The 14320-nt window shown below is 54.1% G+C and carries 13 protein-coding genes; 9 read left to right on the forward strand and 4 right to left on the reverse strand.

What is annotated here, in order from left to right:
• Positions 1-218: 218 nt before the first annotated feature.
• From L975_RS11220 to prmA, 7 genes are all read left to right on the forward strand, one after another.
• Entirely contained in the window at positions 219-1217 is a 999-nt protein-coding gene (locus L975_RS11220; RefSeq protein WP_047708705.1) for an MDR family oxidoreductase, read from the forward strand.
• Positions 1218-1987: 770 nt separating this feature from the next.
• Positions 1988-2431 (forward strand): type II 3-dehydroquinate dehydratase, encoded by a 444-nt coding sequence (gene aroQ / locus L975_RS11225; protein WP_010862678.1) that lies wholly within the window; start codon positions 1988-1990, stop codon positions 2429-2431.
• Positions 2432-2458: 27 nt separating this feature from the next.
• Positions 2459-2914 carry an acetyl-CoA carboxylase biotin carboxyl carrier protein gene (gene accB / locus L975_RS11230; RefSeq protein WP_047708707.1) on the forward strand — a complete coding sequence of 152 codons (456 nt, stop codon included), beginning with the start codon at positions 2459-2461 and terminating at the stop codon, positions 2912-2914.
• Between the two features lie 12 nt (positions 2915-2926).
• Positions 2927-4270: an acetyl-CoA carboxylase biotin carboxylase subunit gene (gene accC / locus L975_RS11235; RefSeq protein WP_039046475.1), complete on the forward strand. Its 1344-nt coding sequence runs from the start codon at positions 2927-2929 to the stop codon at positions 4268-4270.
• A 116-nt stretch (positions 4271-4386) separates the two neighbouring features.
• The gene (locus L975_RS11240) at positions 4387-4632 is read left to right on the forward strand and encodes a YhdT family protein (RefSeq protein WP_047708709.1); all 246 of its coding nucleotides are present in this window, start codon (positions 4387-4389) and stop codon (positions 4630-4632) included.
• A complete protein-coding gene (gene panF, locus L975_RS11245; RefSeq protein WP_010862683.1) occupies positions 4622-6088 on the forward strand; it encodes a sodium/pantothenate symporter in 1467 nt (488 codons plus the stop codon). Before L975_RS11240 ends, panF begins: the two co-directional genes overlap by 11 nt.
• Before the next feature lie 91 nt (positions 6089-6179).
• The gene (gene prmA / locus L975_RS11250; protein WP_047708710.1) at positions 6180-7061 is read left to right on the forward strand and encodes a 50S ribosomal protein L11 methyltransferase; all 882 of its coding nucleotides are present in this window, start codon (positions 6180-6182) and stop codon (positions 7059-7061) included.
• 180 nt (positions 7062-7241) lie between these two features.
• Here the strand turns inward: prmA and L975_RS11255 are convergent, their stop codons facing one another.
• Genes L975_RS11255 through L975_RS11270 form a run of 4 tightly spaced genes read right to left on the reverse strand, consistent with a single transcriptional unit; the run spans position 7242 to position 12017 of the window.
• Positions 7242-8435, reverse strand: coding sequence for an ABC transporter permease (locus L975_RS11255; RefSeq protein WP_052181425.1), 1194 nt, complete (start codon positions 8433-8435; stop codon positions 7242-7244).
• Positions 8432-9598 (reverse strand): ABC transporter permease, encoded by a 1167-nt coding sequence (locus L975_RS11260; protein ID WP_052181426.1) that lies wholly within the window; start codon positions 9596-9598, stop codon positions 8432-8434. Before L975_RS11260 ends, L975_RS11255 begins: the two co-directional genes overlap by 4 nt.
• Positions 9595-10578, reverse strand: a complete 984-nt coding sequence (locus L975_RS11265) for an HlyD family secretion protein (protein ID WP_036768664.1) — start codon at positions 10576-10578, stop codon at positions 9595-9597. The genes L975_RS11260 and L975_RS11265 overlap by 4 nt, the downstream gene beginning before the upstream one ends.
• 17 nt (positions 10579-10595) lie before the next feature.
• Complete coding sequence (locus L975_RS11270) at positions 10596-12017, reverse strand: TolC family protein (protein ID WP_177323855.1); 1422 nt, start codon at positions 12015-12017, stop codon at positions 10596-10598.
• Between the two features lie 254 nt (positions 12018-12271).
• Between L975_RS11270 and dusB the strand changes: the two genes are divergently transcribed.
• Positions 12272-13237 (forward strand): tRNA dihydrouridine synthase DusB, encoded by a 966-nt coding sequence (gene dusB, locus L975_RS11275; protein ID WP_010862689.1) that lies wholly within the window; start codon positions 12272-12274, stop codon positions 13235-13237.
• A gap of 24 nt (positions 13238-13261) precedes the next feature.
• Entirely contained in the window at positions 13262-13558 is a 297-nt protein-coding gene (gene fis, locus L975_RS11280) for a DNA-binding transcriptional regulator Fis (protein ID WP_010862690.1), read from the forward strand.
• The last annotated feature ends 762 nt before the right edge of the window (positions 13559-14320 follow it).

The raw sequence follows: 14320 nt of genomic DNA on the forward strand, positions 1-14320 counted from the left end.
TTAACAGGTAATTTACTGACGATGGCCGCGTATCATCAAAAACACCGCATTTGCGGCTGCGAGCACTAAAATCGCCAAACTTCCCAATATTGTGCAGTAAATAATAGCTTTTCTCTAGGCTTACACTGCGGCGTCAGCGCACATATTTGATTTTGTTTACGCTTTATTTTGTCATCTGATTTTTTCTTTATTATCCGGTACTGCCCAAGGAGAGCATCATGCAAGCCCTCATTCTCGAACAATCCGCCGATCAACACACCCTCGCTAACGTCCGTGAAATCTCGCCACAGCAATTACCGGAAAACAATGTCACGGTGGCCGTACAGTGGTCGGGACTGAACTACAAAGATGCACTGGCGATCACGGGGCGCGGTAAGATCATCCGACAATTTCCGATGATCCCCGGCATTGATTTTGCCGGTACGGTGCTGGAATCTGCCGATCCACGTTATCAGGCTGGCGATGCGGTGATCCTGACCGGCTGGGGCGTGGGCGAAACCTACTTTGGCGGTCTGGCCGAGCAAGCGCGCGTGAATGCAGACTGGCTGCTACCGCTGCCGGCGGGTTTGAGCCTGCGCCAGAGCATGATTATTGGTACTGCCGGTTTAACCGCCATGTTGTGTGTGATGGCGCTGGAAGCCGGCGGCGTCACCCCAGAGCAAGGCGAAGTGCTAGTCACTGGCGCCGGTGGCGGCGTGGGCAGTGTTGCGGTCTCGCTGCTTAGCCAATTAGGCTATCGCGTAGCCGCCGTAACCGGCCGCGCGGAAAATCATGCCTACCTGCAAGCGCTGGGCGCCAGCCGTATTATCGAGCGCGCAGCCCTGAGTGAGCCAGGCCGTCCGCTGGATAAACAGCACTGGGCAGGCGCTATCGACACCGTGGGTGGCCAGATGCTGGCCAACGTGCTGGCGCAAACCACCTATGGCGGCACAGTCGCGGCTTGCGGTCTGGCCGGCGGCGCAGGCCTGCCGACCACCGTGATGCCGTTTATTCTGCGGAACGTGCGCCTGCAAGGGGTCGATTCGGTACAAGCGCCGTATGCCGTGCGCCAACAGGCGTGGTCACGTCTGGCGACCTTGCTGCCAGAGAGCTTCTATCAACAGGCCGCGCAAGAGATCACGCTAGCCCAAGCGCCGGAGTATGCCGCACGCCTGCTGGATAATCAGGTCACTGGCCGCACCTTGGTTCGCCTGACGACTGATGCACCGTCTGTCTAAATCGCGATTTAGCCAATGTTAGTAATCAACACGGCACGCATAGCGTGCATAACGTGTATGGCATAGATATCAGGTTAAACCTACGCAAGGGGGCGTTTGTAGTAAAAAAACATCAAAACATACCCTGAAGTGGCCAGTTGTGCGCATCACTCCGGGAATGTTGTTTTTTTGCTCCGTAACTTGCGCTACATCAACACCCGACCAAGAGAAATACTTACAATAATTCTCATTAGGTCAGTTTAGTTTTTTCTGGAGGCATTCTTTGCCTCCTTTTTTTTATCTTTTTTCTGTCACTGTTGGCCACATCGTTTGTTCTGCTTTTGTGCTGTGCGCGTTATTGCGGTCTTGGGCGTAGGACGCTTTCTCTTGGTTTTTTCCGTTTCCCCCAGAGCGGTTCCTTTCACACTTTGCTATTTCTTCGGTGACGCACTGAACGCCGTGTTGCCGTTGCCAAGTGTCGATATTGGCGTGATCCGCACGTTTTCCGCCCCATTTCCTGCTATGTTATCGCCCTTCACCCCGTCAAACTGTCTACCGGCCCTGACCGCGCCAGCCGTGCCTTGAGGATGTTTTTTAGAGTTTGAACTCTAATTTCATTGAGCGCATCTTCGCTGATAAGACCAGTATTTTGCTGCCAACTGAGCCGATATCATTATAATGATCAAAATCCTTGTGATAGATTGGCTTTCTTAAACCGCATCGCTGGTATAACAAAGCAAATCAGGGTATTTTCCCTTTATAGCCTCACGTTCGCCGGAGAAGTCAGCATAATGGCGCAAAATCTTCGCATTCTGGTCCTCAATGGTCCGAATCTGAACTTGCTCGGTCTGCGCGAGCCAAAACACTACGGCTCACAGACGCTGCCCCAGATTATTGCCCGCTTGACAGCTCAGGCCGAGGCCGCCGGCGTCGAACTGACCCATTTTCAATCCAATTCGGAAGCGGAGTTAATCACCACTATCCATCAGGCCTATGGCCAGTGTGATTTTATCCTGATTAATCCGGCAGCCTTCACCCACACCAGTGTGGCACTGCGTGATGCACTGCTTGGGGTCGGCATTCCGTTTATTGAAATTCACTTATCGAACGTCCATGCCCGTGAGCCGTTCCGCCATCACTCGTATCTGTCGGATGTTGCCGTCGGGGTGATCTGTGGTCTGGGTGCTGACGGGTATGAATTTGCTCTACAGGCGGCACTGCGCCGTCTGTCATAAAACTAACAACTCTACGGAACCACGCTAATGGATATTCGTAAAATTAAAAAACTGATCGAACTGGTTGAAGAATCTGGTATTTCTGAGCTGGAAATTTCAGAAGGTGAAGAGTCGGTTCGTATCAGCCGTGTCATGACCGCGGCACCAGCCGTGCAGTATGTTGCCCAAGCCCCTGCGGCTGCGGTCGCTGCTGCCCCCGCTGCCGCTGCAGCGCCAGCTGACGTGAAGCCGGCGAGCGAAGCCATGACTGGCCATATCGTGCGCTCCCCAATGGTGGGTACGTTCTACCGCACCCCAAGCCCTGATGCGAAAGCCTTCGTGGAAGTGGGTCAAACCGTATCCGTTGGCGATCCACTGTGCATCGTCGAAGCCATGAAAATGATGAACCAGATTGAAGCCGACAAAGCCGGTGTGGTGAAAGCCATCCTGCTGGAAAACGGCCAGCCAGTAGAGTTTGATGAGCCGCTGGTTATCATCGAATAACGGGGAATAACCATGCTGGATAAAGTTGTTATCGCAAACCGCGGTGAAATTGCACTGCGTATTTTGCGTGCCTGTAAAGAGCTGGGGATCAAGACTGTCGCGGTGCACTCTACCGCGGATCGTGAGCTGAAGCATGTGCGACTGGCCGACGAAACCGTGTGTATCGGTCCGGCGCCATCCACCAAAAGCTACCTGAACATCCCAGCGATCATTGCGGCGGCAGAAATTACCGGCGCAGTGGCCATCCACCCAGGTTACGGCTTCCTGTCTGAAAATGCCGATTTTGCCGAACAAGTCGAGAACTCCGGCTTTATCTTTATCGGCCCACGCGCAGAAACCATCCGTCTGATGGGGGACAAAGTATCCGCTATCACCGCGATGAAAGCAGCGGGCGTGCCTTGCGTACCAGGCTCTGACGGTCCGCTGGGTGATGATATGGAAAAAAACAAGGCGATTGCCAAGCGCATCGGCTATCCAATCATCGTGAAAGCCTCCGGCGGCGGCGGTGGCCGTGGTATGCGTGTAGTGCGCAGCGAAAAAGAGCTGGCGCAATCCATCACCATGACCCGTGCTGAAGCCAAAGCGGCGTTCAACAATGACATGGTCTACATGGAAAAGTATCTGGAAAATCCTCGTCATATCGAGATCCAGGTACTGGCCGATGGCCAAGGTCATGCCATTTATCTGGCCGAGCGTGACTGCTCTATGCAGCGCCGCCACCAGAAAGTGGTGGAAGAAGCACCAGCACCAGGCATTACCCCGGAAATGCGTCGTCATATCGGTGAGCGTTGTACCAACGCCTGTATCGAAATCGGCTACCGCGGCGCGGGCACATTTGAGTTCCTGTATGAAAATGGTGAGTTCTACTTTATCGAGATGAACACCCGTATTCAGGTAGAGCACCCAGTGACCGAGATGATCACCGGTATCGACTTGATCAAAGAGCAGCTGCGCATTGCCGCCGGCATGCCACTGTCTATCAAGCAAAGCGATGTACAGGTACGTGGCCACGCCATTGAGTGCCGTATCAACGCCGAAGATCCGGAGACTTTCCTGCCATCACCGGGCAAGATCACCCATTTCCACTCACCGGGTGGTTTCGGCGTGCGCTGGGAATCTCACATCTACAGTGGTTATACCGTACCGCCACATTACGACTCCATGATCGGCAAACTGATCACGTACGGCGAAACCCGTGACGTGGCTATTGCTCGCATGCGTAATGCGCTGTCCGAAACCATTATCGATGGGATCAAAACCAACATCCCTCTGCAAGAGCAGATCATGGATGATCCAAACTTCCAGCAAGGTGGTACCAATATCCACTATCTGGAAAAGAAACTCGGCCTGCAGTAAGCCGCAGTTTGCACATCAAGCCAGCCTCGCGCTGGCTTTTTTTTTATCCTCTGCCGGATCTGCGCTACAATTGCCGCCTTTTTTCTGTTCTGGCTGTAAGGGGGACGTGGCGGATCATGCAAGATCACCGTTTCAAACAGGCGCACCGTGAAGCGCGCTGGGCCTTCTGGCTGACGCTGGCCTATCTGGTTTGCTGGGCGGTTGCCGCCTACTTGCCAGACAGCAGCACCGGTTTCACCGGCTTGCCTCGCTGGTTCGAGCTGGCCTGCCTGCTGCTGCCGCTGGTTTTTATTTTCTTGTGTGCACTGATGGTCAAATACGTATACCGCGACATCTCACTGGAGAGCGATGATGAAAAGTGAGATTTTACTACCACTGGTCGGCTATTTGGCCTTGGTGTTTGTGGTCGCCATCTACGCCTATTACAAGCGCGGCAAAGGCAGCTTCCTGAACGAGTACTATGTCGGCAACCGCTCAATGGGCGGCTTTTTGCTGGCCATGACGCTCACCGCCACTTACACCAGCGCCAGTTCGTTTATCGGCGGACCGGGTGCGGCGTACAAGTACGGCTTAGGCTGGGTACTGCTGGCGATGATCCAACTGCCTGCGGCGTGGCTATCACTAGGAGTGCTGGGGAAAAAGTTCGCGATTTTATCGCGCCGTTACAATGCCCTGACCCTCAACGATCTGCTGTACGCCCGTTACCGTAACCGCACCGTGGTGTGGGTCTCGTGCGCCAGCATGTTGATCGCCTTTTTTGCCGCGATGACCGTGCAGTTTATCGGTGGCGCACGTCTGTTGCAGACCGCGGTGGGCATTCCGTATCTGGATGGCTTGCTGATTTTTGGTCTGACCGTGGGTCTATACACCATGTTCGGTGGTTTTCGGGCGGTAGCGATGACCGATGCTCTGCAAGGCATCGTGATGATGGTCGGCACCTTGATCCTGCTGTTTGCGGTGATCCATGCCGCCGGTGGTCTGCCAGCTGCTATTCATACCCTGCACGATATCGATCCGGATTTGCTCAGCGCGCGTGGCCCTGATGGCATGCTGGATCTGCCGTTTATGGCCTCGTTCTGGGTGCTGGTGTGCTTTGGCGTCATTGGCTTACCGCATACTGCGGTGCGCTGCATGGCCTACAAAGACAGCAAAGCACTGCATTTTGGCATGATTGTCAGCACACTCATTGTGGCCGTCTTGATGCTCGGCATGCACCTAACCGGTGCGCTCGGTCGCGCGGTACTGCCCGATTTGGCCATTCCCGATCAGGTGATCCCGACGTTGATGATCCAAGTGCTGCCCCCACTGGCGGCTGGGATTTTCTTGGCCGCGCCGATGGCCGCCATCATGTCCACCATCGATGCGCAGCTGATCCAATCCTCCGCCACCTTGGTCAAAGATCTGTATCTGCGCCTGCGTCCGCAAGACGAGCACAATGAAAAGCGGATCTCGCGCCTGTCGACGTTGAGCACGTTGATTTTGGGTGTGCTGTTGATTCTGGCCGCATGGCAACCGCCGGAGATGATCATCTGGTTGAACTTGATGGCCTTTGGTGGCCTGCAAGCCGTGTTCTTATGGCCGCTGGTGCTGGGTTTGTACTGGGAGCGCGCCAACGCATGGGGCGCGTTAAGTTCGATGCTGTGTGGCGGTAGTAGTTACCTGCTGCTCAACATCTATGGCATGAAGCCGCTCGGCCTGCACGCCATTGTGCCGACCTTGCTGATTGGGCTGTTGGCCTTCTTAATTGGCAATAAATTTGGCGAGCGCCACCAGCCGGCACGCGAACCGGCGTTGCCACTGCCCAGCAGCGAAGCCTGAAACTCCCCCAGCCGCGTGCTATATTTAGCGGCAATCTGACTGACAACAGAGCGCGGCGTGGCCGCGCCCTTTTACTGACTGAGTGTTTATCATGCCTTGGATCCAACTGAAACTGAACACCACCGGTGCCCAAGCCGAAGCTATCGGCGATGTACTGATGGAAAGCGGCTCTGTCTCCATCACCTTCATGGACTCACACGACACCCCAGTATTTGAACCGCTGCCAGGTGAAACTCGCCTGTGGGGTGACACCGACGTGATGGCGCTGTATGACGCCGAAACCGATATGGCCGCTGTAATAGCGCAGCTGCAGCAATCGCCACTGCTGGGTAACGATTTTGTGCACAAAATCGAGCAGCTGGAAGATAAAGACTGGGAGCGTGAGTGGATGGATAACTTCCACCCAATGCGCTTTGGTCAGCGTCTGTGGATCTGCCCAAGCTGGCGTGAAGTGCCGGAGCCTGAGGCGGTGAACGTGATGCTAGACCCAGGTCTGGCGTTCGGTACCGGTACCCACCCGACCACCGCTTTGTGTCTGGAGTGGTTAGACGGTCTGGATCTGGTGGGTAAAACTGTGGTCGACTTTGGTTGTGGCTCCGGCATTCTGGCCATTGCCGCGCTGAAGCTGGGCGCTGCGCGCGCCGTGGGTATCGATATCGATCCCCAAGCTATCACCGCCAGCCGTGATAACGCCGAGCGTAACGGTGTGTCTGACCGTCTGGAGCTGTATCTGCCAAAAGATCAGCCACAAGATTTACTGGGTGATGTGGTGGTGGCCAATATTCTGGCCGGCCCACTGCGCGAGCTGGCACCGCTGATCAGCGTACTGCCAAAATCCGGTGGCCATCTGGGTCTGTCCGGTATTTTGGAATCGCAAGCCGAATCGGTGGCCGATGCGTACCGCGAGAAGTTTGTGCTCGACCCTATCGCCGAGCGCGAAGAGTGGTGCCGTATTACCGGTATCGCGCGCTAATTCAGTGAGCGATTGCGCTTAACGAAAGCCTAAACAAAAAGGGCATCCGCATGGATGCCCTTTTTTCTTGCTACTTTTCTTTCTGCGCAGTTTATATCTACGTTAATGTTCCGGTTTCTATAACGCGCTGTATGCCATATCGAGAGCACTGACCTGGAGAACCCTCGGCATCCCGCTCAGTTAGCCTTTAACTGCGCTGATCTTGCTGTTAGCCGCCTTCTCGTTAGCGGCTAACGCTTGGCTATGTCGCAACACCCACCAAGCCAAGACGGTGTACACCACCGCTTGAGCCAGCAAACGCCACAACGGCCCGCCCACTTCAGTGAGTGACGCGCCCATCTGGTTGTATTTGACCATCAGCTCGATACCGTTCACCCCCGGAATAGTGCGCGCCAGCCACAAAATCGGCCACGGGATCGCCATCGACGGCCAGACAAAACCAGCAGTAAACACAATCGGCAGCGATGAAATCAGCACCGCTTGAGTCGGGGTTTCACGCCGCGTCATGAAAAAGGTCAGCATCACCGCAAAGCAGTAAGTGGTCCAAAACAGCAGGGTGCACAACAACAAGAGCAACCACGGGTTGGCTTGCCGAACGATGTTGTAATGCTCAAAGCATCCGCCGAGATAATACATCGCCGCCAGCAGATACAAGGGCACAAACACCAAGCCGCGCGCCACCAGCACCGTCCACGGTGAGGCCTGTAGCCAGTAACCACGCTCTCCGCCCAAGGTACGCTCTTTACACTCAGCGGTTTGGATCCCGGCTGCAATCAGCAAGGTTTGGTGCAAAATCAGCACAAACACCGCCGGTACCACATACGCCACATAGCCAATGGTTGGGTTAAACAGGGCCTGCGTATCCGATTGCAGCGGCAACGCGGTACTGAGCGCCCCCAGATACGGGGTACCTTGCGATAACTCCTTGGTCACTTTCACCTGCGCGCCGAGCGTGCCACTGACTTTGGCAATCGCCTCCGCGATAGAAGAGTAAATCAGAAAATAACTGGCATCCCCTTCCACGGCCACTACCGGACTTTTCCCCAGCAGCACATCGCGCTCAAAATGCACTGGCAGCACCAGCAAACCATGCACCTCGCCTTGCTGCATCAGGGCATCAGCTTCTTGGCGCGAAGTCACCACTGCGCTGACCGTGACTTGTGGGGTCGACTCTACGCGGCGAATAAACTCGCGACTCAATGGCGAATGATCGTTGTCCCACACCGCCACCGGCATGTGCGTCACCACTTGCTGTGAGTACGGCAGCGGATAGAGCACCGAATAAAACAGCAATCCAGCAAATACCGTCATCAAGATGGCGCTGTTTTTTCCCAGCGCCTGCAGCTCTTGCCACCATACCTGTTTGAGGTTCATACCGGCATACCTCCGGTTTTACGCAGCTTTACCCGCAACAACCATAAGGCCGGCGGGATCATCAGCCAGAAAGCCAACAATGGCAGCATCGCCTGCCACGAGATACGCCAACTGGCGGCATAATTCATCTGCTGGATCTGCACCTGCATATAGTGGGAGATCGGAATAATATCCGACCAAAAACGGGCAAAACCCGGCATATCCGCCAACGGGAAGGTGATCCCCATAAAGGCAAACGCCGGTGCGGTATATGCCGCCCCCGCACTGGCTGCCCGGCCATAATGAAAGCTAGTACAGTACAGTAAGGTGCCCATCGCCACATACGCGCCAATGGTCAGCCACTGCGCCAGCAAAAGCAGCGGGATACTGCCAGCAATACGCCAACCGAGCAGGACATCCATCCCCCATAAAAACAGCGCGCCATGTAACGCAAACCACAAGCCATACGGCAGCATTTTCCCCGCCAACGCCGCGCCCAAACAGCCATCCGCACTTTGCAGCCATGCTCGGCCATTACTGTCGCGCAGCTCTAAGCCCAATGCGGCAATCACCACGGTGATCAGGAAAATCTGCCACAGCGCCGGAACCACGGCCGTCACTAAAAATGGCACATAGTTAAGCCCAATGTTATACAGCGGCGTCAGCTGATTGCGCAGAGGCAACGCCTGCCCAATGGCCTGATAAGGGTTTTCCCCGCGCGCTACGTGGATCTGAGCATTAAGCTCGGTCGCCTTGGTGACGATGGTGGTTTGCAAGGCGGTATTGATCACCTTACCAATCAGCACATATTGGCTGTTGTAATAACCCATCACGCTCGGGCTTAAGTGTAATTTGACGTCCGTATCTAAACGATATGGCAAAACCACCAGCGCATAGGCTTTGCCGCTACGCACCAGATGCATACCTTGCGCCAAATCATCGGCCTGATACGCCACCTGCAACGAAGGCGCGGCGTCCAACCGCCGCGTCAAATCGCGCGATAGCGGGCTGTGATCCTGATCCAACACCGCAATCGGCAAGTCTTGCGGGATCCCCACATGGAAAATCCCCCATATCAGGACAAAAAACAGCGGCGGCAGCCAGACCGTCAGCGCGAAAACCCAGCGGTCTTGTCGAATGCGTTGCCATTCACGCTGGGCCGTTAACCAGATGCCCGGTTTCACTTGGCCTCCAGCAGCACACTCATCCCAACGCGCAGCCCGTCAATCGGCGCCACCGGACGCATTTCAATCTGGAAGGTGCGCATGTCATAGCCGCGTCCCGGTTGGGTGGTACGCCACGTGGCATAATCGCCCATCACATTGATGTAGGTGACTTTGAAGCGGAAAGTTTTGTCTGGGTCTAACGCCGGAATACGCACGTCAAACTCGCTCCCTTGCTTGAACTGAGCCAGCTTATCTTCCCGCACTTGAAACAGTGCCCACGCATCTTGCAAATCCACCAGCGTTACCACAGGGAATCCGGCCGGCGCCAGCTCGCCCGGGTGCAACAATACCTGATCCACCACGCCATCGTGATATGCGGTCAGCTCTGCATCCGTCAGATAGGCCTGCACTTCTTGTACGGCAGCGGCGGCCATTTTCTCTTTCTCGGCAGCCGCCAGTTTCTCGCCCTTACGTGAGCCCTCTACCGCCAGCTGATATTGCTGGAAGGCCGCCTGCTCAGTGTATTTGGCCGCTTCCCATCCGGTTTTGGCTTCATCGCGCTTTTGCTCTGCCATCACACCATCACGGTACAACGCATTCACGCGCTGATAGGTTTTCTCAGCCAACATGGCCGCCGCTTTGGCTTTCATCCACACATCTTTGGCGGCAGCAATCTGCTGGGTACGCGCGCCGTTATCCACTTCCTGTTTAACCGCCCCTGCCGCCGCTTCACCGGCTTTCGCCTGATTTAATTTGGCATCCAGCTCTGGCGTCGACAGCACAAAGATCCTATCGCCGACCTTGACGTTTTGTCCTTTTTGCACCAGCACTTGCTCAATGCGCCCCGGTACCTTGGCCGACACAAAATACTGCTGCGCTTCAATCTGTCCTTGCATCAATTCACTGTGCGAGGAATAGGCCGCAAAATAGGTAATCACCAGCGCTGCAGCCACACCCGCGGCGGCAACCACTGCCGCGGTTTTCATTTTCTTGTTCATCCCATCACCTAAAACTGTTATCGCTGGTAGCGGTTAAATGCATCCGGTTGACCGGTTAAGGTCAGCAATTTGGCCAACGCATTGGTCATCCGATAGCTGGCAGCTAATCGCTGGGTATCAATGGCCGCTTCAGTCATACGCGCATCCACCACATCCAGTGAAGTGGCCAGCCCTTGCTCAAAGGCTTTACTGCGCAGCAAAAAGTTCTCTTTGGCCAATGCCTGACTCGATTGCAGGGAATCGTATTCGGTCTTCGCCTGCTCCAGCTCGCGGTACGCTTGCTCAACCCCTACCTTTAATTGGCGCTGCAACTCGGCGCGGCGGTAGCCCACCTCTTTGCGCGCCATGTGTGCGGCAGCCAGCAAATCATTACGGCCACTGTTATCAACCAGCGGCACGCTGACTCCCACGCCGACCATCCAATCAGGAGCGCGCTCGCCCAGAATGCTGTCATCGTGATACAAGTTATAGTTACCAAATGCCGCCACATTCGGCAGATAACGGCCACGCTCAGCTTTTTCCAAGCTTTGTGCTTGCTTATCTTTAGCATCCAGCAGTGACATCGCGGGGTTCGCATTCAGCGCATCACGCACCAGCGTAGAGAGTGACGGCAGAGTCAGCTTGGTAACCAGTGGCGAGCTAGGCTGTACATCGTTTTGGTGCAGCAACTCATCCAAGACCAGCTGCGCGATTTCCAGTTCACGACGGGCATTTTCTGCCTCCACCTTAGCGCGATCGTACGCCACCTGTGCCGACAGACGTTCAACCTTCGCTATCTGGCCATGCTGTTCGAGCTTTTGCGCGTGCATCAGGTGCTGCGCCAATGCCTGCGCCACTTGGGTGCGGGTCTGGTAGACGTTTTGCGCCAGCGTCACGCCATAATAGAAGCGGGTCAAATCGGAAAACGCCTGCAAGCGCTTTAAGGCAAACTGCTGCTGCGCTTCTGAGGCTTGCGCATAGGCGGCGCTTTGCGCGGCGCTAATGCGGCCACCGGAGTAAATCACCCACAGCGCATTAACCCCAGCAGTTTTCACTGTTTGGTTCGATAAATCGGTTTCGGTAGGAATACCTTTTAATTTATCCAAGACCGGAATTAAATCTGGGTGCCGCTGTAATAGCCCAGCAATAGCCTGCTGCAATTGCGGGTTGTTAACCAGAGAAGGAAACGGCTGGATCTCTTTTAAATCCATCGACAGCGGATCACTTAACCGAGTGACCTGCGCATTCAAATCGACCTTCGGCAGATTCAGCCCATCCGACGCTTGCGCCATTTTTTGTGCTCGCTCAGCCGCGCTCATCTCCGCTTTTAAGCCGTCATTGACCTGCTGCAGAGTCTGCCAAGCCTGATCAAAATTCAAAGGTGCTGCCGCCACCTCCGAGGCCACAGGTAACAAAGAAACTGCCAGTGACAGGGCTGACAACTTCCGTTTCCAGTGCATTAACCGCATACTCGTTGTAATCCTTAGTGTATTTTGTCGTCCATTGTAATGAGTTAGCACACTAGAGCAAATGCTCCAATCCTGCGTCTCGTCTAATTATGCGCATTTTTTCAGCAGCGGCTAGGCGCGTTTACAGTAAAAAAAACCTTGACTATAAAAGTTCAGCAAAGTGTTCAAAGTTTGGCCTTTCCTCCAGCTAAAAAAATGCGTAATATACGCGCCCTTACAGGCACAGTATGGTTACCTTCCAGTCAATGCGTATCGGCCCTTATCAACTTAAAAATCGTCTGATTGTAGCGCCAATGGCCGGGATTACTGACCGACCATTTCGGATGCTCTGTCATGAGATGGGTGCCGGCATGGCTGTATCAGAGATGATGTCCTCCAATCCGGAGGTATGGCATACTGATAAGTCGCGCCTGCGCATGGTACATACTGATGAACCTGGGATCCGCAGTGTACAAATCGCGGGGTCTGATCCTGACGATATGGCAGGAGCAGCCAAAGCGAATGTGCAATACGGCGCTCAGATCATCGATATCAATATGGGGTGCCCAGCAAAGAAGATTAACCGTAAGTTAGCGGGCTCCGCTCTCTTGCAACATCCTGAGCTGGTTGAGCGCATCTTAAAAGCCGTCGTGAACGCGGTGGATGTGCCAGTAACCCTAAAAATTCGTACTGGATGGGACACGGACAACCGTAACTGTGTTCAGATTGCCCAGATCGCGGAACAATGCGGCATACAAGCCTTAGCCATACACGGTCGAACCCGTGCATGTCTGTTTAACGGCCATGCCGAATACCACAGTATCCGGACAGTCAAACAAGCGGTTTCCATTCCGGTGATTGCCAATGGCGATATTACCGACCCGCACAAAGCCAGAGAGGTTCTGGACTACACTGGTGCCGACGCACTGATGATAGGCCGTGCCGCTCAGGGAAGACCCTGGATCTTTCGGGAAATCCAGCACTATCTGGAAACGGGGGAAGAGTTACCGCCACCCTCACTGACTGAGGTTCGGCAGTTACTCCTCGGGCATATCCGAGCACTGCATGACTTTTACGGTCACGGCAAAGGATATCGGATCGCCCGCAAGCATGTTTCCTGGTATTTACAGGCACATGCGCCCGACGACCAGTTTCGGCGTGCATTTAACGCGATAGAGGATGCCAGCGAACAGCTGGAAGCGTTAGATGCTTATTTTGATAATCTTGCGTAAAAATAAAAAAGAGCTGAAAGAACCATGTTCGAACAACGCGTTAATTCTGACGTACTGACTGTTGCTACTATTAATGCTCAGGATCAGGTCACTCACAAACCACTGCGTGACTCCGTAAAACAGTCGCTGAAGAACTACTTCGCTCAGTTAAACGGCCAAGACGTTAATGAGCTGTACGAATTAGTACTGGCTGAAGTTGAACAGCCTCTTCTCGATATGGTCATGCAGTACACTCGCGGCAACCAAACCCGTGCAGCACTGATGATGGGTATCAACCGTGGCACTCTGCGCAAGAAGCTGAAGAAATACGGTATGAACTAATAGGACTCCTCTATCCTATGGTTTACGAATAAAAGCCGCCTTTCAGGTGGCTTTTATTTTATCCCTACACTCCCTCTTCTTTGCCTCGTCATTGCCCCATCATCACACACGCTCAAGCAGGCTAATACACGCCTTCCGATTCGCTACGCAGCGCTTTATATTCCAACAGACAAACTCTCGCCACAGCGCCTTTCGCGCGCGTTTATTGATGTACTTTACGGTATACACGCCTCATCCATAATAGCTATGCCTACGCGGGGGTATAACCTGCACCTCGTCTGATTCGCATACTCCAAGCTCAGCCACAAACCCCTCTAAAAGGGATACCAAGATAAGAGATAAGAGATAAGAGATAAGAGATAAGAGATAAGAGATAAGAACAATACGGGAAAAAACAGAGCACCGCAATCAACAGCACAACGTACCTAACGCTGCATAAATCACTCATCAGCATCATTTAGTAAGGCCACATAGCGCCTTATGCGCTGGCGATTACGATTCTGACCACAGCTCTACGCCCACACCAGCCCGCCGTTTATCTCCCCCGAAAACGAGAGCAAATAGAAGAGAATGAACGAAAGCTGAGATAAAAAGGCAAACGGGGAATAACGCTGGGAAGGAAGAAGAGAGGATAAAACTTCAATGACATTAAAATCAAAAACCCCAAACGCAAAAAGCCCATCCGCTAGGATGGGCTCTTCACTTATTTGATGCCTGGCAGTTCCCTACTCTCGCATGGGGAGACCCCACACTACCATCGGC

The sequence above is a fragment of the Plesiomonas sp. ZOR0011 genome (genome assembly GCF_000800945.1).
GTDB lineage: Bacteria > Pseudomonadota > Gammaproteobacteria > Enterobacterales > CAMTGL01 > Plesiomonas > Plesiomonas shigelloides.